The organism is Kutzneria chonburiensis (assembly GCF_028622115.1).
GTDB classification, from domain to species: Bacteria; Actinomycetota; Actinomycetes; order Mycobacteriales; family Pseudonocardiaceae; genus Kutzneria; species Kutzneria chonburiensis.
In genome coordinates, this window is sequence record NZ_CP097263.1 from 3,023,897 (window position 1) to 3,044,002 (window position 20,106).

Below are 20,106 nucleotides of genomic sequence, written 5' to 3' on the forward strand. Positions count from 1 at the left end.
CGGAGCGTAACCCGGCCTGATCCACCCCTACCCGGGAATGTTTCCCGGGTAGGTAGGGAAACATTCCCGGGTGCCACCGGGTCTAGAAGGACCGGCCGGGCGCGGTTTCGCCGTAAGGGTCCGCCAGGGGTAGCAGCCCGTTGCGCAGTGCGAAAAGTGCTGCGCCTGCCCGGTTCGACACCCCGATCTTGGTGTAGATGTGCTCGATGTGGTTGCCGATGGTCTTGGGCGCCACGACCAGGCTGGCGGCGATCTGCTTGTTCGACAGGCCGCGCACGGCGAGGCGCAGGATATCGATCTCCCTGGCGGTGAGACCGGCGACGTTCACCCGCCGGCGCGCGACGCGGTGGCCGGCGGCGGTGAGGACCGCGGCCACGGCTTCTGGATCGAGGCGCCCGGCGCGGGCGTCGCCGCGCAGTGCCGCGGCGGCCTCGCCGGCGGACCGGGCGGGCCGGTGTGGCCGTGGCTCGAGCATGGCCTGGTAACTGTCGGCGGCGGCCAGGACGCGGGCGGCCGGTGGGATGGCGTCGCCGGCCAGTCCGGCCGGGTAGCCGGACCCGTCAAGACGCTCGCACTGCTTGCCGACCAGCGCCGCTACTGGCGCCAGTGCCGGGGATTGGCGCAGCATCCGCTCTGCGAGCTGCGGGGCGAGGCGGACGCGTTCCCAATCGGCGACGGTGAGCGGCCCCGGCTTGTCCCAGATGGCGTTCGACACGCCCAGGCGCCCGAACCCGGCGGTCAGCCCGGCGCGGTAGAGCACGGTGCGGTCTCCGGCCGGCAGGCCGAGACCTGCCGCCGCGTCGCGGGCCAGTGTGGCAACGGCCTGGGCGTGGCCGAGGGTGAAGGGTGACTTGAGGTCGACGAAGCGAGCGATGGCGGCCAGCGCCTCGTCGAGCTCGGCGGCCGACAGGACCCGCACGGTGGGTTCGGCGTCCAGGACCGGCTCCCACGAGCTGACCTCGTCGAGGCCGTGGAAGATCTTCTCGGCGTCCACCTGGACGATGGCGACCAGGTTCGGGTCGAACTGGGTCGCCGAGCCGTGCTCCGCCGCCCGCACGGCGCCGTCGATGCCGTGGTCGCGGTGGGCGACCTCGAGGAACTCGGCGAGCTGGATCACCCGCGCCGCCAGCGGTATCTGTTCACCTCTGCGTTCGCCGGGCCAGCCTTTGCCGTCCCAGCGCTCGTAGGAGCCGCCGAGCGCGTCCAGGGCGTCCGACGGCAGCCTGAGCTCGTCACCGAGCGACCGGGCCAGCCGAGCGTGCTGGGTGATCATGGCTTCGACCTGCTTGTGCCCGCCGAGCGCGAACGCGAACGCGACTCGGAGGCGGTGCAGCGGCGTGGCGCCCGAGCCGAGCAGCCGCAGCATCCGGGCCATCTCGGACAGCTTGCTGGCCGCTTCGGCGTATTTCAGCGCCTTGAACGCGATGTCGTCGCCGAACCACTGGGCCTGCTCGTGGGCATCGGTGTGGCAGCCGACGTTGACCAGCAGTGCGCTGTAGTAGGCGGCCGCCCGCGTGTCGTCCCCGGCGCCGGCGAGCTCACACAGGCGCGACGCGATGCGGCACTGGCGCAAGACGTGTTCCATCGGCTGGCCGAACCCCAGATCGATGCCCAGCGACAACGCCGCGAGCAGCTCCGCCAGCCGGGCACCCGAATCGTCCCCGTCACCCATGCCGACCAGCCTACGCACCGTTGACCAGCGGAAACACCCGGAAGATGAGGGGTTCACCCCATGAAACCGGCGCAGCCGACTCGTAGCGTCGTCGCAGGACCTCGACAAAGGAGCAAGTCATGGCGAAAGCATCAAGTGCGACGGCCGGCAAGGTGACCGACTACGGGGTGGCGACCGACCGGACCAGCCAGCTCGACGGCTACACCGTCAATTTCGTCACCATCACCAAGACCCACGACCTCGGTCCCGTGCTCGCCTCCCTCCCCGGCGGCAACTGCTCGTGCCCGCACTGGGGCTACGTGCTCAAGGGCCGGATCGTCGTCCGCTACGCCGACCACCAGGAGACCCTCCAGGCCGGCGACGCGTTCTACATGCCACCCGGCCACGCGCCGGAAGCCGACGAGGGCACCGAGCTCATCCAGTTCAGCCCGGCCGAGCAGCTCGCCGAGGTGGAGGCGGCCATCGCGGCCAGCCTCGCCCGGACCTGAACCAGGACCAATCCCGCGGCAGGCAACCTGACCTGCCGGTTCCGCGACATCACCCTGGACACCACTGCCGCCGCACGGGGCGGCCCGTCCGGTGGAACGCTATCGACGTGGGGTGCGGGATCGTGGAGCTGAAGACAACCGTGACAGCACGGTCGGCGAACCCACTGTCGAACACGGGCGAGCCGGCCCCGCCGGATCCGCCGCCAGCCGGTGGACGTCGGTCGGGCCGGTTCAACCGGCTGCGGCGGCACCGGCGGTGGTGGCTCGCGCTGGTCGTGGTCGCGCTGCTGGCCGAGATGGCCGTCGCCATGGTCACGACGGCCGTGGCGCAGACTCCGACCATCGACGAGCCGGTCTACGTCGGCACCGCGGTGGTCTACCTGGAGCAGCACAGCCTGCGCTACAACCCGGAGCATCCGCCGCTGGGCAAGCTGATCATCGCGGCCGGGGTGGCCTTCGCCGGTGTGCGGCTCGATCAGGCCCTCAGCGGCGACGAGACCCAGCTCGGGCGTCAGGTGCTGTACGAGTCGGGCAGTGATGTCGGACGGCTGATGCTGTTGGCGCGGCTGCCGGTCATCGTGCTCACACTGCTGTTCGGGCTGGTCGTCCTCGCCTTCGCCCGTGACCTGACCGGCCCGGTCGGCGGGGTCGTGGCTCTCGCCCTTTACGCGTTCTCACCCGACCTGATCGCGCAGGGATCGCTGGCCACGCTCGACGTGCCGGTCGCCGGTTTCCTGGTGACGTCGGTCTGGCTGGTGTGGCGGGCCCGGCGTCGTCCCGCCCGGTATCTCCCCCTTGCCGGACTTGCCCTCGGTGCGGCGATCGCCACGAAAATGATCGCCCTGGCGGCGGTTCCGGTGCTGCTGGTGCTGGTCGTGCTGTCCATCCGGCACGCCCGTCGCACGCCCGCCCCCGCCAGGTACCTCGGACCCGGCCTGGTGGCGGCCGCCGGCGTGGCGGTGATCGCGGTGGCCGTGGTGTGGGTCTCGTACCTGGCCGTGGATCCGCAGTTGCGCTGGGCGACACCGCCGGGCCTGCCAGCCGTGCATGGCCTGCGCACGCTGGTCGACTGGCTGCCGTTGCCCACGCCGTATCGGGACGGCATGCACCTCCAGTTCGGTCTGGAGGACCAAGGCTGGGGCGGATTCCTGTTCGGCCGGGCTTACTCCGGTCCACTGTGGTACTACCTGCCGGCCGCGATGGTCGTGAAGACACCGCTGGGCACGCTGGCGCTGTGGCTGGCCGGCGTCGCGATGATGCTGGCGGTTCCCCGGCTGCGCCCGGCGGCCCCCTACGTGCTCATTCCCACTGCCGTGCTGCTGGCCGCGTCCATGACCAGCGTCCGCGACCTCGGCGTCCGCTACGTGGTCTTCGTCCCGATGTTCCTGGCGGTCGCGGCGGCCGGCGTGGTGGTCGTGCGCCGGCGGTGGGTGCGGATCACGGCGGCGGCGCTGGTCGTCTTCGCGGCGATCAGCTCGATGCTGACGTTCCCGTACTACCTGCCGTACTCGAACGAGGCTTTCGGCGGGCCGGCCGACACCCATCTGTCCCTGCACGACTCGAACGTCGACTGGGGCCAGGACCTCGGCCGGCTGGCCGACCGGCTCCGGCAGCGGTACCCGGACGAGCGGATCTGGCTCGTCTACAAGGGAAGTGGCGTGCCCTCCTACTACGGCATCGCCGCCGCCGACCCGCTCGCCGTGCCCGCGGACCAGGTGCACGGGCTATTGGTCGTGTCGGATTCCGCCGTCGCCAAGGCGAACACCCGGCTGTCGGCGCTGATCGCCGCCAGCACGCCGATCGACGACGTGGGCCACTCCATCACGATCTACCGCCGGCCATAGCCCGGCTGCACCGACGCTGCAGCACGATTTCCGTGAAACTTCAGCCGCCCGCGCCAGCCTGACGGTCCTGTGCAAGCGACCGTCAGGAGGAGCTGTGCCAGCTTCCACCGCCCAGAGCGGGTTGCGGACCAGACTCGTGTCGGCAGTGGCTGCCGCAGCGGTCACCGCCACCGGTCTCATCCTCGCCACCGCCGCGCCCGCCGGCGCCGAGACCGGCTGCAAGTCCGGGTCGATCCCGTCCGGCCCCGGACACGGCTGGCATCTGCAGATCTGCAAGACGCCGCACGACCCGACCGCCGACACGTTCTCGTGGACGGCCCGCAACACCGACTCCGGCGCGGCGGCCGCGACCGTCATCTACTCGGTCGAGTGCGCCGTCGTCCACACCGGCGACACGTCCGTCTCGCCGCCCGGCCCGGTGACCTGGGCCGGTTCCTACGCGTCGACGTGCTCCTTCCGCGTCGAGCTCACCGCCGCGGGCGCGGTCCCCATCGTCCTCACCCTGGCCGGCGACTGAAACCCAGCGAAAGAGGTCTCGAATGAACATCCGCTTCTCCCGAACCGCCATGGCGGCGTGCCTCACGGCCGCCACGGTCGCCGGCGCGCTCGCGGTCACCGCCGCCCCCTCGTACGCCGACACGTTCGGCGGCTGCCGCGGCGGCTACGCCTACATCGACCATGGCTACTACGTTCAGCCTTGTGTTGAGCGCAACAGCATCGACGGCAGCATGAACGAACAGATCAACGTGTCGGTCGCCCCGCACTCCACGGACGTCCTGGTCTGCGGAATCCTCGTGCCGGTCACCGGCTTCGGGAGCCTGGACGGCATCGAGCACTGCGCCTACTCGGCCAAGACCGGGTCGTCCTGGTCCTCCTTCCCGTTGTACTGGAACGAACACCAGCCGCTGGTCCTGGACAAGGCCGACTACGTCTTCGAGGCGTACATCAAGGACGGCAGCGTGACCGAGGGCGACGTCGAGTCCCCGACGATCACGCTCTACGAGCCGTAGAGCTCACAACGACGGCGATCGGGGTGGCATGGTCCCGCCATGCCATCCCGATCGGTCGCGGCCCGGAACCGGAAACGCGTGACCGAATCCGGATCACGGCCGGTTGATACGGGCACGAACGGCCGGCGCGATCGGTCGGGCGGCGTTGACCGTGGGGAAACTGGTGAGCAACCGTCGGGTTCGGCTCCGACGCGGGAGCCGGAACCCCGAAGGAATTCGCATGCGAACAACACGTTTCCTGCTGTGTGCGGCCATCGTCGCCAGCACCACGGCGGCGCTGACCGCCACCTCGGTGGACGCCGCGCCGGCCGGCACGACGGTCGCCGACACGGCCGCCCGCCTCGACCAACAGGCCAAGGTGCAGGCCTACGCCCAAGAACACGGCGCGACGGCGGCCTCCTTCGCCGCCGACATGCCGGGCGCCAACGTCCAGAGCTGGGGCGCCGCCCATGACGCGATCGGCACGTATCTCAGCGCCAAGACCAATTCCTACGTCGTCGCGCTGTCGAAAACGGCCGCCCCCACCGCTTCACCGCCGGACTTCGACGGGCAGCCGGTGACCGTCCGACGCAGCGCCACGTCCAAGGCCGAGGTCGACGACACCGAGACGCGGATCATCCGGTTCGCCCAGGGCGCGGGCCACGCCAACGCCTTCACCTTCGACTACGACCCGGATCGCGACGCGGTGGTGGTCTCGACCGACGCCCCGGCCGAGCTGCGGTCCGAGCTGGGCCACGCCGCGCCGGCGGCGGTGATCGAGTCCTCGCCGACGCCGCTGAAGCTCCAGTCGGGCGACCAGTTCGCCGACAAGACCCCGCACTACGGCGGCGCCCGCATCACCACGGCGACGATCGGCAACTGCACCAGCGCCTTCTCGATGGTGAACAACGCCGGCAACCACTCCTCGTACAGCGTGACCGCGGCGCACTGCACCAGGCAGGGCTACAACGTCGCGTCCGGCCAGTACTACTTCGGCACGGTCACGTCCGTCGCGCCGACCGACCGCTACGACATCGCGAAGATCGAGTGGTGCTGTGCCCAGCAGAACTACGTCGGCCTGATCTACACGTCCCGCTACAACAGCATCCAGGTCAACGGGGCCAGCGCGCCGGCGATCGGCCACCCGGGCCTGACCGGCGCGTGCGTGGCGGGCGGCTTCACCGGCGAGCGGTGCGGCGCGAGCATCATCTCGACCACCGCCACCGGCTGCGTGCCCGGCTTCGGCTGCATCCCGGCACTGATCAAGTACGGCAAGAACACCAACGAGGCGATGACCCAGGGCGGCGATTCCGGCGCGCCGCTGTACTACCACGAGGGCCATACCAACCTCGCCCACGTGGTCGGCATGCACATCGGCGCCGGGGTCAACAACAACGTCTGGGCCGGCTACGCCGAGAGCTACATCGCGGTCGCCCTGCTCACCAACGGCACCATCCGCCGCTTCACCGGCTGACCGTCAGTCCAGCACCTCGGCCAGGTGCAGGCGGTGGCCGGACGGCCAGCTCCGGCTGCCGCCGCCGACAAACGTCACCTCGACCAGCGCGGACTCGTCCGCGCTGGTCGAGGCCACCTGCGCGACGGGACCGATGGCGCCGTGCAGCCGGATCCAGCTGCCCTCGGCGACGTCGTCGACCTCGGCGGTGCCGAGGTCGCGGGCGGCCGACGCGGGCCGCACGCGGATCGTCAGCAGGCGCCAGCCGCCGTAGCACAGCGTCGGCAGCAGCACGATCAACAGGCCGACCACGGGCACGGTCGTCATCAGCGCCGCCACCAGCGCCGCGGCGACGGGAAACGCGGCCAGCGCGGCGAGAAAGGCCGAACTGACCGGCCGGGAGCCGATCTGCAGCCACCCGGTCGTCCGCACCAGGCCGGTGGGTTGCAGCCCACGCGGCGAAGTCCCGTCGGCCAGCCGCGGCCCGTCACCGGATTCCTCGTTCTCCTTCTGACGCTTGGCGAACAGCGTGAAGAAGCGGTCGACGTCGTCGTTGGTCACGCCTTCCTCCACTTCAGCTTGCCGTTGGACCCGGCCACGCACACCATGTCGACCCCGAGCAGCGTCATGCCCCGCGCGCCCTCGGGCGCACACGGCATCCCCCCGCGCACGCCGTACTGGACGTCGTCGGTGGTGGTCGTCGGCTCGATCGTGGTGATCGGGGGCCCGATGGTGATCGGTGGCGGCAACTGGGGCGTGGTCGTGACGGTCGTCGTGGCCGGCGTCGTCGTCGTGTCCACTGTGGTCGTGGTCGCCACGGTCGTCGTCGAGGTGACGGTGGTCGTCGTGCTCGTCGCGGCGATGGTCGACAGCGGGATGACCGGGGTCGGCGGCGGCGCGGCCTCCGGCGGGCCACCGGTCGGCATCCAGGCGAAGGCCCCGATCAGCAGGGCCAGGCCGAGCGCGGCCCCGACACCGGCGACGGCCATCCGTTGCGCCCGGGTGCTCCGCCACCACCAGCCGCGCACGCGCCCGGGGGCGAGAGTTCCGTCCATGGGCATGTCTCCGGTGGTGCGATGGCTGCTGACCCTCCGATCATCGCTGCCCACTTTCGGTGCGGTCTGCCGACCGTTCGGACCATACCCATCGGCCGTTCGGGTCAGCGGTCGCCCGGCGGCGGCCACCAGCCGTCCGCGGCGAGGTGTCAGATGTCGAGCACGAGGCGGGGCGAGCGGGACCGGGACACGCAGATCATCATCGTGTCGTTCGCAGCCCGCTCCTCGTCGGTCAGCACGGAGTCGCGATGATCGGGCTCACCCGACAACACCGTCGTCTCGCAGGTGCCGCAGGTTCCCTCGCGGCATGACCACAGCACCGGAGCGCCGGCTCGTTCGACGACGTCGAGGATTGACTGATCGGCCGGCACGTGCACGACGGCGCCGCTGCTCGCCAGCTCCACGTCGAACGCCCGGCGCGGCCCTTCTGCCCTCGGCGCGAACCGTTCGACGTGCAGGGCACCGGTGGCGCGGTGCCGTTCGACGGCCGCTAGCAGCGGCTCGGGGCCACAGCAGTAGACGGCGGTGTCGTCGGGCTCGGCGGCCAACGCCGACAGGTCGAGCAGGCCGTACTCGTCCTGCGGCCGGATCTCGACGTTGCCGGGGTGACGCCGGACCAACTCCTCGTGGAACGCCATGGCCGACCGGGTCCGGCCGCCGTAGACCAGCCGCCAGTCACCGCCGGCGGCGGCGACCTCGGTGATCATCGGCAGCATCGGCGTGATGCCGATGCCGCCCGCGATGAACAGGTGGCGTCCGGCCGCCACGAGTGGGAAGTGGTTGCGCGGACCGTGCATCTCGATCCGTTGCCCGGCAACGAGAACGTCGTGCACGTACCGTGAACCGCCCCGGCCGGCCGCTTCGCGCAGGACGGCGACCCGCAGGGTCGAGGTGTCGCGCGGGTCGCCGCACAGCGAGTACTGGCGGACCAGGTCGTCCAGAACCAGGTCGATGTGGGCACCGGGCGTCCAGGCCGGGAGCGGACGACCGTCGGGGTGCCGCAGCGTCAGCAGCACGACGCCGTCGGCGATCGGTTCCTTGGCTTCGAGCACGACCTTCATGACTCGTGACTCGCGGAATGGGCGAGGAGCCATTCCCACAGTTCGACCGGGTCGTCGAACTCGCGCTCGGCCGAGCAGTGGCACACCGCGCGGAGCCGGTCGGCGCCGGGCATCCAGCGGACGCGGACCACGCGGTCTCCCGTGGACGCGGTCATGACGCCCCGCACAGCCGCTGGAGCATCCGCCGCGCGGCCAGGCCGCCGGTGTCGATGTTGATCGACAGCTCCTGGTAGCCCGCCGGCTCGGCGGCGATGACCTGCTCGAGCACGTCGAGGGCCTCGACGTCCTGCCGGACGACCGTGCGGTTGCTCTCGGCCAGGAACGCCGACACCCCCTCGTCGCCGAGGGCGAAATCCCTTGCCACACACCAGAAGTCGTGGGTCGAGTGGGCGGTCTCCGGGGTGATCGCGTAGACCACCTCGACGTGGAACGCGTCCGGATCGGCGCCGTCCGGCGCGGGCACGGAACCGACCGGTGCGATGCGGCTGTGCAACGTGTACAGGCACGGCGGCATGTACTCGATGTCCTGCCAGCGCGCGATCCGACCCTGCAAACCGGTCGAATTCGCGTAGAACGGGGGGCACTCCGCGTCGTCGATGTGCCGTGAGACGCGCACGATCCCGGCGTCCTCGTCGACCTCGGTGGTGATCGGGGTGGCCGCCACCTCGGGCGTGCCGATGTGGCCGCCGTGCAGGTACGTCTCGTGCGACAGGTCCAGCAGGTTGTCCACGAGCAGCGAATACCTGGCGCGCAACGGTTCCATGCCGGCGACCGTGGTGTAGTCCGGCGAGGTGAGCCATGGCGCACGGGGAATCCGCGACGGGTCCGCCTTCGCGTGGTCCCCGATGAAGACCCACACGAACGAGTCCTGCTCCACGACGGCGTAGGGCAGCAGCCGTGCCGTGCGCGGAATGCGGGCTTGTCCCGGCACAGCGACGCACCTGCCGCCCGCGTCGTAGGTGAAGCCGTGGTAGCCGCAGACTACCTGGTCCTCGACAAGCCGGGATGGCGGCTGTGACAGCGGGAACCGCCGGTGCACGCAGCGGTCCGGCATCGCCGTCACGACTTCGTCGCGCGTACGCCAGAACAGGATCGGCTCGCCGCAGATGGTGCGGCTGAACAGCTCGTGGCCGATCTCCGAGCTGTAGGCGGCGACATACCACTGGTCGCGCGGGATGGTCATCATGGGCACGCTCCCTCCGCTGGACAGTCACAGGCTGGCGGAGACCTCGGCCGGTGCCGTAGTGGGCTTTCCGGAAAATGGAAGGCTTCAGGAACGCAGGGCGCGCGAGATGGCCTGTGCGCTGGTCATGACGAGCCGGGCCAGGGCATGCGGTGTGGTGCTGCCGTGGTGCACGACCAGCGACACCGCGGCGACGACCTCACCACGCCCGTCGCGGATCGGCGCGCCGACCGAAAGGGCGTCCATGGTCACCTGGCGATCGCTGGTCGAGAAGCCGCTCGACCGGACATCGGCGAGCATCCGGCGCAGCTGCGTCGAATCGGTGACGGTCTTGCTCGTATAGCGCTCGAACGGGCCGGCGAGCACGTCCTCCTGCACCTCCACGGGCGCGTGGGCGAGCAGGACCAGGCCGACGCCGGTCGCGGTGAGGGCGAACCGGCCGCCCACGCGGGTGAGCACCGGCACCGCACCCGAGCCCGCTATCCGTTCGATGAAGACGAGTTCGGTGCCTTCCCTGACGGCGAGCTGGGCGTTCTCCCTGGTGATCTGGGACAGGTCCTCGAGGAACGGCAGTGCGGCTTCGCGCAGGCCCGTGCCGCGCGGCGCGAGCGAGCCGAGTTCCCACAACCGCAGCCCGATGCGGTACAGGCCGTCGTCGCCGCGCTCGACTGCGCCCCACACAGTGAGTTCGTGCAGCAGCCGATGCGCGGTCGACAGCGGCATGCCGGCCCGCCGAGCGAGGTCGCTCAGGGACAGCTCACGGTGCTGCGGGCCGAACGCGTCCAGCAACTGCAGCGCGCGGCCGATCACCGGCCCGGTGGGGCCGGTGGGACCGCCTCTCCTCGATGCGCTCACGTCCGTGATTGTCCGCGGTGGCCGGCCAGCCGGTCAGTGGCCGGCGTACTGCGTGGTCGCGGTCGCCGCGAAACCGTTGGGACTCATGGCGTCACGGCGAATTCGAAGACCGTGGTCTGGTCGTGGAGCTCGCCGGGGCGGAGCACGGTGCTCGAGAAGTCCGGCCGGTTCGGGGAGTCCGGGAAGTGTTGCGGCTCGAGGGCGAAGCCGGCGCCACGATGATAGGGCCGGCCGCTGGTGCCGATCAGCTCCGGGGTGAGGAAGTTGCCCGAATAGAACTGGAGGCCCGGCTCGGTCGTCCACATGGTCAGCTGTCGTCCGGAGACCGGGTCATGCGCCCGTGCGGCGAAGGACGGCGGGCCGGTGCGGTCCAGCACCCAGTTGTGGTCGTAGCCGTGTCCGATCGCCAGTTGTGGGTCCGGGGTGTCGATCCTGGCGCCGATCGCGGTCGCGCGGCGGAAGTCGAACGGCGTGCCGTCCACCGGCGCCGGATCGCCGGTGGGGATCAGGTTGTCGTCGGTGGGACAGAACCGGCTCGCGTTGAGCACCAGCGACTGTCCGTAGATGTCGCCGGTGCCCTCGCCGGCGAGGTTCCAATAGGTGTGGTTGGTCAGGTTGAGCACCGTCGGCGCGTCCGCGGTGGCGCGGTAGACGATGCTCAGCCGGTCACGCGCCTCGAGGCGATAGGTGACCTCGGTGGTCACCGTGGCCGGAAAACCCTGGTCCCCGTCCGGGCTGACCAGCCTGAGCCGTACCCCGACGCTCGCGCTGTCGCGAATCTCCGTCACCGACCACACCCGCGTGTCGAATCCCGCCGGACCGCCGTGCAGGGTGTTCTTCCCGTCGTTGAGCGGAGTTCGGTGGACGACGCCGTCCAGGGTGAACCGGCCGCCGGCGATCCGGTTGGCGTATCGGCCGATCAGCGCCCCGAGGAAGACCCTGGCCGCGTCCGGCTCGTTGTTGGCGACATAGCCGTCTAGTCCGGCGAACCCGAGCACCACGTTGCCCGGCCGGCCGTGGCGGTCCGGCGCCTCCAGCGACTGGATCACGCCGCCGTAGTCGAGCACGCGCACGGTGAGCCCGCCGGGCCACGCCAGCACGTGCCGGTGGATGTCGGTGTCCCCGACCCGGCCGAAGAACTCGCGGCTGAGTTCGGGCGTGGAGCGGGCCATCAGACGAACTCCTTACGGTTCGGCGACTGTTAGCGCTAACACATGGTGGGAACACTGACAGTAGGATCCGCGACCGCCGGCGGTCAAGCGCGCGAGACCTCCCCGGTTGATTCGGCCGCCGGCGGGCGGAAGTGTCCACTGTGGCCATGCGGTGGACGGCGTTCGCGCTTCAGCGCGGTGCCTGCTCCGAGCGGACTACGCTCAGCCGCCGATCCGGTACGCGCGGATCACCGTCAGCTCCACCGAATTTCCGTCCTGGTCCACCGCCGTGGCGCGCAGCGACGCGAATCCGTCGGCCGGGTGATGGACCGTGACCGTCGATCCGGTGACGGACGCGGCCTGCCAGGTCGTGCCGTCGTCGTAGGAGACGTCGACCGAGAGTTGGCTGACCGTGGCGGGACCGTCCTGCCGGGCGACCGTCACCGGGAACGAGAAGTCCCCGCCGCCCGGGGCGCTGTCCCGCAGGTCGACGGCCGGCGCGAACTGCACGCCCAGCAGCGGCAGCACCGGGTTGCCCGTCGGTCGGAACGTCCACGCGGCGCTGACTTTCGTGGACGTCGGCCACCACGGCTGGTCGCGGGTGTCGTCAGTGGTCAGCCGGTACTGCGCGCGGTCGAACGGGGCCGTGACGAACACCCCGCGCCCGGGAACGTTCTGCGTGCCGACGAGCTGCCCGTCCCGGTACAGGCTGGTCGTCCCGGTGTCGACCGTGAACGGGCTCGACCAGTCCCGCGGATGCCCCGCGGCGTCGGCCAGCACGGGGATCGACACGTCGAGCATCGAGCCGGTGCGCCACACCCGGGCGTGGTTCGGGCCGAGCTCGTCACTGACCGTGCCGGCCAGGGACGGCGCCGCGACGGCCTTGTTCCAGCCGACGGTGTAGGACTTCCCTTGCGCCAGCGCAATGTCGGCGAACAGCTCGCCGCCGTAGAACACGCCCAGGTGCCAGTTTCCCGGCGTGAAGTACTCGACCCGCTCGGCCTGGGTCGGACCCGCCAGGATCGGCCCGACAGTGCCGATCTGCGTGCCCAACGCGTCCACCGACGCCGTCACGCTCGGCGTGCCCTCTTCGGTCGGGCCGTAGTAGGAGGTCGTGACCGCCGCGAGGTCGGCGCGGCCCACCTTGTGCACGAGATTGGCCGGAATCCTTCCTCCGAGGGGAAAGACAGCTCGTAGCGGTACTGGCTGGCGGTCCTGGCCGTGTACTCGGTCGCCAGGCCGCCGGCCTTCGCCGCCGCGACGAGGCGTTGCGCGTTGTCGCCGAACACCACGAACACCGGCACCTCGACCGGCACGTCGGCCCGCAACGACGGCCGGCCGACGCTCGGCGTCACGGCCACCGCCGCGCCGCCCGCGGCCTTCACGTTGGCAACACGCTGGATCACCTCGTCCAACGGTGTGCTGCCCGGCAGCACCAGCACCACCAGCTTGCCCTTGGCGTCCACCTTGGACAGTTCAGCCACCGTGCCCTCGCCGCCGAAGACGGCGTCGAACCTGCCGGTGCCGGTCGGCTGCGGCGAGCCGTACAGCCAGTTCGCCGGCACCTCGAAGCGCTGCGGCCGGTCGACCCAGAACTCGAGGCCGGGCTGCACCAGGCTGACGTTGTCCGCGTACGCGAACGCGGCCGACGCCGGGCCCTGCGAGGTCGCGTAGAACGTGCTGAACCGGGGATCCAGCATGGTCACGTAGGTGAAGAAGTAGCCGAGCGGCTGGACCCGGTTGAGCACACGCGAGGTCCACACGCCGGCACGCGCCGACGGCTGATCGGCACTCACCCGCACCTGTTTCGCCTTGCTGGCGTCCAGGGTGACGGTCCGACCCCGGTCCACCTTCAGCTCGGGAATCGCGACCTCGGCGAGCTCCGAGCCGCTCCACACGCTTCCCGTCACGCCGTACCGGCCGGCCGGCAGCGAGACCGTGTCCCCCGCCTTCTGGAAATACCCCGCCCCGGTATCGAGATCGATCACCACAACCGAGGTGCCCTCGTCCGTCCCCGGCGTCTTCCCGTGACGGTCCAGCATCGCGAACGTGACATCGAACGTCGCCCCATCGGGGCCTTTCGGCACCGCCGGCACCGAGACGCCGTCGAGCCGCACCTGCTTCGCCCCGGCCAGCGACTTCCAGGACGCCGCCGCGTCCGCCTTGCGCACCTGGACCCGCTTGGAGTCCACGACCAGCGGCAGCACGTCGCTGTGGGCGTCGTCGCGCCCCTGCCTGATCAGGCTCGTGACGTCGAACAGCTCACGGTCCACGGCTCCCGACTGCACCAGCGGCATGGCCGCCGCGGGTATCAGGTACTGGTCGACGGTGTCCCCGTGCCGCTGCGGGAACTGTGCGTACTGCGCCGGCAGGGTCGGTTCGACCGGCTGCATGGCCAGCGTCCATTGACCGTGCTCGTCATGGCTCGCGTGCACCACATCGCCGGTGATCAGCGTGACCGCCACGTCGTTGGACGGCGGTGACGTCGCCGCATGCGCGCTCGGCGGCGCGACGCCGAGCAATGAGACCGCGACGACCGCGGCCAGCAGCCTACCGATGGTGGGCATGTCTTCCCCCTCAACAGCACCGAACCCGGTGAACCCAGCTTGTCCAAGTGCACCACACCTGTGCCTTGTGACGTTGCCGGTCTGCCGAAGTGCGTGTGAGGCTCATCGGCGGCTGGCGGCCTCCTGGTCCGTTGCCGCTACGGCAAGGCTTCTCGTCACGAGTGTTCCCGAAGGATTCGAACGGACAGGCCGGTCGGGGTATAGGTGGGGACCGCGCGCATTCCCGGAACGTTGACCCGGATCGTGGCGAAACGGCCGCGCAGTTCTCGTGCGGTGAGCACCCGGATCGGGCCCTGAGGGCAGGACGAGTCCACGAGAATCTCCAGCACGCCGCCCGAGATCACGACAGATCCGCTGAGAGCCGTGAGCGCGTCGCCGTGGCGAAGCACGAGCTCTCCTCCGGTTTGCCGATAGCTCCGCACGTGCAGATCGCAGTTCAGCCGCAGCGTCCCATCGGCGACCTCCACCGGCCCCACGCCCAGCGCGCTCGAGGAAGCCGCCACCACAATCCCGCCCTGGACCCGGGTTCCGCCCCGGTAGCGGTTCGCGCCGGTGAGCGTGAGCACGCCGCTGCCCGCCTTGACCAGGCCGCCGGCGCCGTCGATGTCGTTGCGCCAGCTGTCACTGGCGCAGAACCCGCCCTGTGCCACGTCCATCGACACGCGCACGTCCGCGGCGAAGGAGCCATAACCGTCGGCCGCCGCGAACAGGTTCAGCCGCCCCCACTGCTCGGGACCGTCCATCAGCGCGTTGCCCGCCGGGAAGGCGGTGGTGCGCAGGACCTCCCGCCGCTGGGCCGCGTCGAGGTACGGCAAGCGCGTCTCCAACAGCACTTCGGCGCCCTTCGGCACCAGCATCGGCGTACGAGCACCGCAGGCCGGGAGGCCGTAGGTCGCGTGCGAGGCCACCAGCGACGCGTTCGCCGGACGGTTTGCGTACTCGTCCGGGCCGGTGTGCGCTCGCGCGTACAGGGTGTCGGCCGTGGTGCCGGTCTTTGCCGTGAAGTAGCGCAGCGCCTGCTGGCGGGCGTCCGCCTTGAGCTTGGCGTTGGCCGGGTCGGCCAGGGTCGCCGTCGCGAGGGCCGTGCCGAGGATCCGGCCGCCGATCACGTCGAGCGGCGAGTGCATGCCCGCGACGATCCGGGTGTCAGCCAGGTCGTAGGCGCGGGTCACCAACTCCTGGAACCGTTCCGGGATCGCATACGCCAAGGCCAGGCAGGCCAGGTGGAACGCGTTGGTGTGGCCGCTCGGGTAGCCGGCGTCGTCGACCGGACTGGCGCCACGCTGCCGCAGCAGCTGCGGGGCCACCATCACGTCGGACTCGTACACCGGGAAGCCGAAGGCATCGACCCGCCCGGTGTCCACGACCCGACTGTCCGCGTTCAGCCGCCATGGCCGCGGGTACTGGTACGCGTACTTGCTCGGGTTGCCGGAGGCGTACGGCCCGCGCAGCGTGTCGACCAGTTGTGCGACCAGCCCCAGGTCCGAGTCCTCCGCGCCGGCGCCCAGTGCCGATCCCGCCGGCGCGCCCGCCGGTATCGCGTCGTCGACCGTGGACGACGGGGTCCCGTCCGGCGCGGCGACAATGCTCGTCACCGCTTTCGCACCCGTGCGGTAGAGATCCGCCAGCGGTCCCAGGCCGCCGATCGCCGCGTATGACTGGTGCTGCCGGTCGTAGATGAACGCCCGCTTCGCCTGCTCCGCGGTCCGAGAGCCGGTGACGGCGACGACGTGTCGAATGTTCGCGGCCAGTACCGCCGAATCCAGCGCACGGCCGTCGTTCCAGGTCGTCCCGGTCCGCCAGAGCCGCTGCATCCCGGCGAGCGCCCGAACGGCCGCATTGCTCGGCACCGTCCTGTTGGCCGAAACGTTGGTCCGGTAGTTGTCCACGAACGCCAACACGAGCTCATCGGCTTGTGCCGGAAGGACATCCACCGCTGGCGTCACGGCGAGGGCAGCCGTGACGAGCACCGATCGGCGCAGCAGTGCCCGCCGCCCCAAGGTTTCTGATCTCACGTGCGTCTCCTGTGCGGACGGGCCGGGCCTGCCGGTGAGCACCCTGTTAGCGCTCACATTTTCGTGGCCGACAGGAATGATCAGCGCTGCGCGGTCCACCGTCAAGGGCCGTCAGCAGGGATTCCCCGACCCGCAACCGGCCGTACCCCGAACCGGCTGTGACGATCGCTCGAATTCGTCGAATTCGACTCCGCCAGGACCGGGCCCTTCCCACGCTCGGACCATGGCGCGGGTCGCCGTTCGGTGGCTGACGGCCCCGGTGATGTGTGGTGTTCTCGACTGTCCAGCGGTTTGCCGAAGGGGCCTGGGGACATGATGAGCCACAGTGTTCGTCGTACCGTCGTTCGCCGCATCGTCACCGTAGCCGCGGCCGTCGCGCTCGCCGCCACCACCATGGTCGGTGTCGCGCAGGCCAGCCAACCGGCGAGGGCGGGTGTCGTCTCGAGCCACATGGTGCTGGACGAGCCGTCGTCCGCGGAGCAGGCCCAGCTGCGCATCGTGGCGGCGGCCATCTGGGACCAGAATCTCGCCGATGGCTGGGACATGAACTCCGACGTCGCCGACGTCCTGTCCAGCGCCACCCATGCCATTCTGATCTGCTCCGAGGCGTTCGCCCTGGTGCCCAAGCCCGCTGGGTGGGTGCCGGGGCTGGCCTACCTGGTGAAGTACGCGGTGAACCTCAAGGACTACTTCCAGGCCGTCTCGGGGAGCCGGACCTACAAGGCGTGCGTGTCGGGGGCTGCCTACAACTACCGCACCGCCATGGACATCGCGTCATCGGGAGCGTAATCGCACAGCCCTCGCCGGCTGGATCACAGTGCGCCGAGAACGGCGATGAGCTCGACGATGTCGTACGCGGTCGGGAAGTCCAGGGCTTCGTAGCGCAGAGTGCAGCCGTCGACGCGTTCCATACCGGGCACCAGCAAGGCGTGTTCGGTCATGTGCGGCCGGTGCACCTGGACCTCCAGGCGCACCGGGCCGTCGAATCGACGCACGCGGACGGCCGATCGGTCGGCCAGCGCCAGCGGCACTTCGCGCTCGATTCGCCGGCAGGCCTCCTGAGGATGGATCATCCGCGCCGCACGGGCGCCCAGCGCCTGCTTGACCACCACACAGCGCATGCCCTCGACCGCCTCGGCGGCAACGGTGTCGTCACCGCTGACCAGAACCGACGGCACCCCGTGGTGAGCGGCCAGCGCGGCGTTGAGGCCGAGCTCACCGAGCGATGAGCCATTGCACCGCACATCGGCGATGACCCGGCCGGAAGTCGTGTGGGCGAGAACCGAACGAGACGCGCCGGCCTTGCCGTGGTAGCCGACGAACAGCACGGCGTCGATGTCGGCGGCGAGCCCGGCCATCATCCCGTTGGGCCTCGGCGTCCCCCGCAGTAGTTCGGCGCGCTGGTCCAGCAACTCGGGCAACAGGTTCCGGAACTGCGCGTGCGCGTCGGCGACCACCACCTGCGCGTCCGCCGCATAGGCGTAGACACCCCGCACCGCGGCATTGGCCTCCGCGGTCAGCAGCGCCCGGTTGCGCTCGTACTCGCGATGGCCGGGTTGGATGTCGTCGCTGTGGACCACCCCGGCAATGCCCTCCATGTCGACCGATATGAGCACTCGCATCCAGTTCACGCCTTTCCACATTGGTGAGCCACCAGAGCCCATGGTGCCTCCTGCCGGGTGCGCCCGCTTCGGCGCACTTCTCAGCGTGCACGCGATCACACCGTCGTCACCACAATTGATGAGGTGCCTCATCAGTGCTACGGTGTTGAGGTACCTCATGAAGACGTCGAGCGGAGAACCCATGAGCACCCGGCCGGTCATCGTCGTCACCGGGGCCACGAACGGTCTCGGACGACTGGCCGCCCTCGAGTTCGCCCGCCGCGGTGCGCGCCTTGGTGTGGTGGCCCGCAGCCCCGGGAAGGTGGCCGACCTGCGTCAGGAGATCGAAGCGGCGGCTCCCGGCACTCCGGTCGATTCCTTCGCCGCGGATCTGACGTCCCTGCGCGACGTCCGGCGGGCGGGAAGGGCGATCGCGGATCGCTACGACCGGGTCGACGTGCTGGTGAACAACGCCGGGCTGCACGCCTTCTCCCAGCGTGTCACCGACGACGGGTTCGCCGAGATGGTCGCGGTGAACTACCTGGCCCCGTGGCTGCTCACCGCGACGTTGCGCGACAAGCTTGTCGCCTCGGCCCCGGCTCGCGTCGTCAACGTCGCCTCCGAAGCCGCCCGTCAGGCGGGAACCCTCGATCCCGCACGCGACATCACCGCGACGGCCGACTACACCCGGCGCGAATCCCTTGCCTGCTACGGCCGGTCCAAGCTGATGGATATCATGTTCACCCAGGAACTCGCCCGACGGCTGGCCGGCACCGGGGTCACGGCCAACTGCTGCGACCCGGGCTTCAACGTCAGCGGTCTCGGTCGGGAGCTCCCCCTCGCCGGAGCGCTGGAAAAGATCCTGAAGGTGCTTCGGGTGGGCGATCCACGCCGCGGCGCCGGAATCATCGTCCGGCTCGCCACCGACGACGTCTTCGCCGAGACCACGGGCGGCTACTTCTCGGTCAACGGCGCCCAACCGCTCGACTGTCCGGATCCGGGGCGCGGCAAGGAGATCCAGGCAGAGCTGTGGAACACCACGGCCACCCTCATCGACGAGGCCCTGGCTGAATAAGCGACTACTGCTCATATCCCTGTGTCACCCACCCGACCCGGACAGGATCCACTGTGGACTACCGCAACCTCGGCCGCAGCGGCTGCGCCGTTTCAGCCCTCGCGCTCGGCACCATGACCTTCGGCAACACCACCAACCAGGACGACGCGTTCGCGCAGCTGGACGCGTTCGTCGAAGCAGGCGGCACGCTCATCGACACCGCCGACGTCTACGTCGGCGGTGTCGCGGAGACGATCATCGGGCGCTGGCTCGCCGCCCGGCCGACCGACATCACCGACCGCGTTGTGCTCGCGACCAAGGGACGCTTCCCGACCAGCGAGGAGCCCAACGGTGCGGGCGCCTCCCGGCGGCACCTCGATCGCGCGCTGACCGCGTCACTGCGCCGGCTCGGTGTGGACACGATCGACCTGTACCAGATCCACGCCTGGGATCCGCTCACCCCGGCCGAGGAGACACTGTCCTTTCTCGACGGTGCCGTGCGCTCAGGCCGAATCCGTTACAGCGGACTGTCCAACCACCTCGGCTGGCAGATCCAGAAGACGATGGACACCGCGGCCGCCATCGGCGCCGACGCCCCGGTCACGCTGCAGTCGGGCTACAGCCTGCTGTCGCGCGAGATCGAATGGGAGATCACACCCGCTTGCCGCTCGACCGGCCTCGGCCTGCTGACCTACTCGCCGCTGGCCGCCGGCATCCTCACCGGGAAGTACCACCGAGCGACCGCTCCCGTGGCCAACACCCGCATGGCCGATCCCCGAATGGGCGCCTACCTCCGTGGCCGGATGTCGGAGCCGCGCACAGTGGCGGTCATGGACGCCGTCAGGACGATTGCCGAGAACCACGGCGTCACCACACCCCATGTCGCGCTGGCCTGGCTACTCGGCCGCCCGACAGTGTCTTCGGTCATCCTCGGCGCGAGGACGCTCGACCAGCTCACCGCCAATCTGGACGTCGACCTGCGGTTGACCGCCGAGGAAACCCTGCTGCTGGACACCGTCAGCGCCCCCGACGTCGACTTCCCCTACGGCGGCGCCGCCGTCGCGCAGTTCACGCGAAGCATCGCCGGCGGCTGGGCGTCGCCCGCAGCGAGCTGACCG

At 70.3% G+C, this 20,106-nt stretch carries 20 protein-coding genes; 8 read left to right on the top strand and 12 right to left on the bottom strand.

What is annotated here, in order from left to right; genetic code table 11:
• Positions 1–82: 82 nt before the first annotated feature.
• Complete coding sequence (locus M3Q35_RS13825) at positions 83–1,672, bottom strand: HD domain-containing phosphohydrolase (RefSeq protein WP_273942139.1); 1,590 nt, start codon at positions 1,670–1,672, stop codon at positions 83–85.
• A gap of 119 nt (positions 1,673–1,791) precedes the next feature.
• Here M3Q35_RS13825 and M3Q35_RS13830 point away from each other — a divergent pair, with 119 nt between their 5' ends.
• The 5 genes from M3Q35_RS13830 to M3Q35_RS13850 all read left to right on the top strand — a co-directional run bounded on the left by M3Q35_RS13830 (position 1,792) and on the right by M3Q35_RS13850 (position 6,467).
• On the top strand, positions 1,792–2,160 hold the full coding sequence (locus M3Q35_RS13830) for a cupin domain-containing protein (protein WP_273942140.1): 369 nt from the start codon (positions 1,792–1,794) through the stop codon (positions 2,158–2,160).
• A gap of 122 nt (positions 2,161–2,282) precedes the next feature.
• Positions 2,283–4,004: a phospholipid carrier-dependent glycosyltransferase gene (locus tag M3Q35_RS13835; protein WP_273942141.1), complete on the top strand. Its 1,722-nt coding sequence runs from the start codon at positions 2,283–2,285 to the stop codon at positions 4,002–4,004.
• A gap of 94 nt (positions 4,005–4,098) precedes the next feature.
• Positions 4,099–4,521 (top strand): hypothetical protein, encoded by a 423-nt coding sequence (locus M3Q35_RS13840; protein WP_273942142.1) that lies wholly within the window; start codon positions 4,099–4,101, stop codon positions 4,519–4,521.
• 22 nt (positions 4,522–4,543) lie between these two features.
• Entirely contained in the window at positions 4,544–5,014 is a 471-nt protein-coding gene (locus M3Q35_RS13845) for a hypothetical protein (RefSeq protein ID WP_273942143.1), read from the top strand.
• A 220-nt stretch (positions 5,015–5,234) separates the two neighbouring features.
• The gene (locus tag M3Q35_RS13850; protein ID WP_273942144.1) at positions 5,235–6,467 is read left to right on the top strand and encodes a chymotrypsin family serine protease; all 1,233 of its coding nucleotides are present in this window, start codon (positions 5,235–5,237) and stop codon (positions 6,465–6,467) included.
• 3 nt (positions 6,468–6,470) lie between these two features.
• Here M3Q35_RS13850 and M3Q35_RS13855 read toward each other — a convergent pair whose 3' ends face one another.
• From M3Q35_RS13855 to M3Q35_RS13900, 10 genes are all read right to left on the bottom strand, one after another.
• On the bottom strand, positions 6,471–7,007 hold the full coding sequence (locus tag M3Q35_RS13855; RefSeq protein WP_273942145.1) for a hypothetical protein: 537 nt from the start codon (positions 7,005–7,007) through the stop codon (positions 6,471–6,473).
• Positions 7,004–7,501, bottom strand: a complete 498-nt coding sequence (locus M3Q35_RS13860) for a hypothetical protein (protein WP_273942146.1) — start codon at positions 7,499–7,501, stop codon at positions 7,004–7,006. Before M3Q35_RS13860 ends, M3Q35_RS13855 begins: the two co-directional genes overlap by 4 nt.
• Before the next feature lie 149 nt (positions 7,502–7,650).
• On the bottom strand, positions 7,651–8,562 hold the full coding sequence (locus M3Q35_RS13865) for a PDR/VanB family oxidoreductase (RefSeq protein WP_273942147.1): 912 nt from the start codon (positions 8,560–8,562) through the stop codon (positions 7,651–7,653).
• On the bottom strand, positions 8,559–8,717 hold the full coding sequence (locus M3Q35_RS13870; RefSeq protein WP_273942148.1) for a hypothetical protein: 159 nt from the start codon (positions 8,715–8,717) through the stop codon (positions 8,559–8,561). Before M3Q35_RS13870 ends, M3Q35_RS13865 begins: the two co-directional genes overlap by 4 nt.
• Positions 8,714–9,748, bottom strand: coding sequence for an aromatic ring-hydroxylating oxygenase subunit alpha (locus tag M3Q35_RS13875; protein ID WP_273942149.1), 1,035 nt, complete (start codon positions 9,746–9,748; stop codon positions 8,714–8,716). Before M3Q35_RS13875 ends, M3Q35_RS13870 begins: the two co-directional genes overlap by 4 nt.
• An 84-nt stretch (positions 9,749–9,832) precedes the next feature.
• Positions 9,833–10,600, bottom strand: coding sequence for an IclR family transcriptional regulator (locus M3Q35_RS13880; protein WP_379793907.1), 768 nt, complete (start codon positions 10,598–10,600; stop codon positions 9,833–9,835).
• An 83-nt stretch (positions 10,601–10,683) separates the two neighbouring features.
• Complete coding sequence (locus M3Q35_RS13885; protein ID WP_273942150.1) at positions 10,684–11,772, bottom strand: aldose epimerase family protein; 1,089 nt, start codon at positions 11,770–11,772, stop codon at positions 10,684–10,686.
• 201 nt (positions 11,773–11,973) lie between these two features.
• Entirely contained in the window at positions 11,974–12,894 is a 921-nt protein-coding gene (locus M3Q35_RS13890; RefSeq protein WP_273942151.1) for a hypothetical protein, read from the bottom strand.
• Positions 12,822–14,318, bottom strand: a complete 1,497-nt coding sequence (locus M3Q35_RS13895; protein WP_273942152.1) for a hypothetical protein — start codon at positions 14,316–14,318, stop codon at positions 12,822–12,824. The genes M3Q35_RS13890 and M3Q35_RS13895 overlap by 73 nt, the downstream gene beginning before the upstream one ends.
• A gap of 155 nt (positions 14,319–14,473) precedes the next feature.
• On the bottom strand, positions 14,474–16,333 hold the full coding sequence (locus M3Q35_RS13900) for a phosphatase PAP2 family protein (RefSeq protein ID WP_273942153.1): 1,860 nt from the start codon (positions 16,331–16,333) through the stop codon (positions 14,474–14,476).
• 312 nt (positions 16,334–16,645) lie between these two features.
• Here M3Q35_RS13900 and M3Q35_RS13905 point away from each other — a divergent pair, with 312 nt between their 5' ends.
• Complete coding sequence (locus M3Q35_RS13905) at positions 16,646–17,122, top strand: hypothetical protein (protein ID WP_273942154.1); 477 nt, start codon at positions 16,646–16,648, stop codon at positions 17,120–17,122.
• Between the two features lie 23 nt (positions 17,123–17,145).
• Here the strand turns inward: M3Q35_RS13905 and M3Q35_RS13910 are convergent, their stop codons facing one another.
• The gene (locus tag M3Q35_RS13910) at positions 17,146–18,156 is read right to left on the bottom strand and encodes a M55 family metallopeptidase (RefSeq protein ID WP_273942155.1); all 1,011 of its coding nucleotides are present in this window, start codon (positions 18,154–18,156) and stop codon (positions 17,146–17,148) included.
• Here M3Q35_RS13910 and M3Q35_RS13915 point away from each other — a divergent pair.
• Positions 18,137–19,009 carry an SDR family NAD(P)-dependent oxidoreductase gene (locus M3Q35_RS13915; protein ID WP_273942156.1) on the top strand — a complete coding sequence of 291 codons (873 nt, stop codon included), beginning with the start codon at positions 18,137–18,139 and terminating at the stop codon, positions 19,007–19,009. The genes M3Q35_RS13910 and M3Q35_RS13915 overlap by 20 nt on opposite strands.
• 53 nt (positions 19,010–19,062) lie before the next feature.
• Positions 19,063–20,103: an aldo/keto reductase gene (locus tag M3Q35_RS13920; RefSeq protein ID WP_273942157.1), complete on the top strand. Its 1,041-nt coding sequence runs from the start codon at positions 19,063–19,065 to the stop codon at positions 20,101–20,103.
• Positions 20,104–20,106: the final 3 nt, after the last annotated feature.

What these genes read in the sequence shown, in the direction of transcription:
- M3Q35_RS13895 (WP_273942152.1), bottom strand. Translation starts at nt 14,318, where the DNA reads ATGCCCACCATCGGTAGGCTGCTGGCCGCGGTCGTCGCGGTCTCATTG.
- M3Q35_RS13910 (WP_273942155.1), bottom strand. Translation starts at nt 18,156, where the DNA reads ATGACCGGCCGGGTGCTCATGGGTTCTCCGCTCGACGTCTTCATGAGG.
- M3Q35_RS13825 (WP_273942139.1), bottom strand. Translation starts at nt 1,672, where the DNA reads ATGGGTGACGGGGACGATTCGGGTGCCCGGCTGGCGGAGCTGCTCGCG.
- M3Q35_RS13905 (WP_273942154.1), top strand. Translation starts at nt 16,646, where the DNA reads ATGATGAGCCACAGTGTTCGTCGTACCGTCGTTCGCCGCATCGTCACC.
- M3Q35_RS13875 (WP_273942149.1), bottom strand. Translation starts at nt 9,748, where the DNA reads ATGATGACCATCCCGCGCGACCAGTGGTATGTCGCCGCCTACAGCTCG.
- M3Q35_RS13860 (WP_273942146.1), bottom strand. Translation starts at nt 7,501, where the DNA reads ATGGACGGAACTCTCGCCCCCGGGCGCGTGCGCGGCTGGTGGTGGCGG.
- M3Q35_RS13865 (WP_273942147.1), bottom strand. Translation starts at nt 8,562, where the DNA reads ATGAAGGTCGTGCTCGAAGCCAAGGAACCGATCGCCGACGGCGTCGTG.
- M3Q35_RS13845 (WP_273942143.1), top strand. Translation starts at nt 4,544, where the DNA reads ATGAACATCCGCTTCTCCCGAACCGCCATGGCGGCGTGCCTCACGGCC.
- M3Q35_RS13885 (WP_273942150.1), bottom strand. Translation starts at nt 11,772, where the DNA reads ATGGCCCGCTCCACGCCCGAACTCAGCCGCGAGTTCTTCGGCCGGGTC.
- M3Q35_RS13850 (WP_273942144.1), top strand. Translation starts at nt 5,235, where the DNA reads ATGCGAACAACACGTTTCCTGCTGTGTGCGGCCATCGTCGCCAGCACC.
- M3Q35_RS13915 (WP_273942156.1), top strand. Translation starts at nt 18,137, where the DNA reads ATGAGCACCCGGCCGGTCATCGTCGTCACCGGGGCCACGAACGGTCTC.
- M3Q35_RS13830 (WP_273942140.1), top strand. Translation starts at nt 1,792, where the DNA reads ATGGCGAAAGCATCAAGTGCGACGGCCGGCAAGGTGACCGACTACGGG.
- M3Q35_RS13870 (WP_273942148.1), bottom strand. Translation starts at nt 8,717, where the DNA reads ATGACCGCGTCCACGGGAGACCGCGTGGTCCGCGTCCGCTGGATGCCC.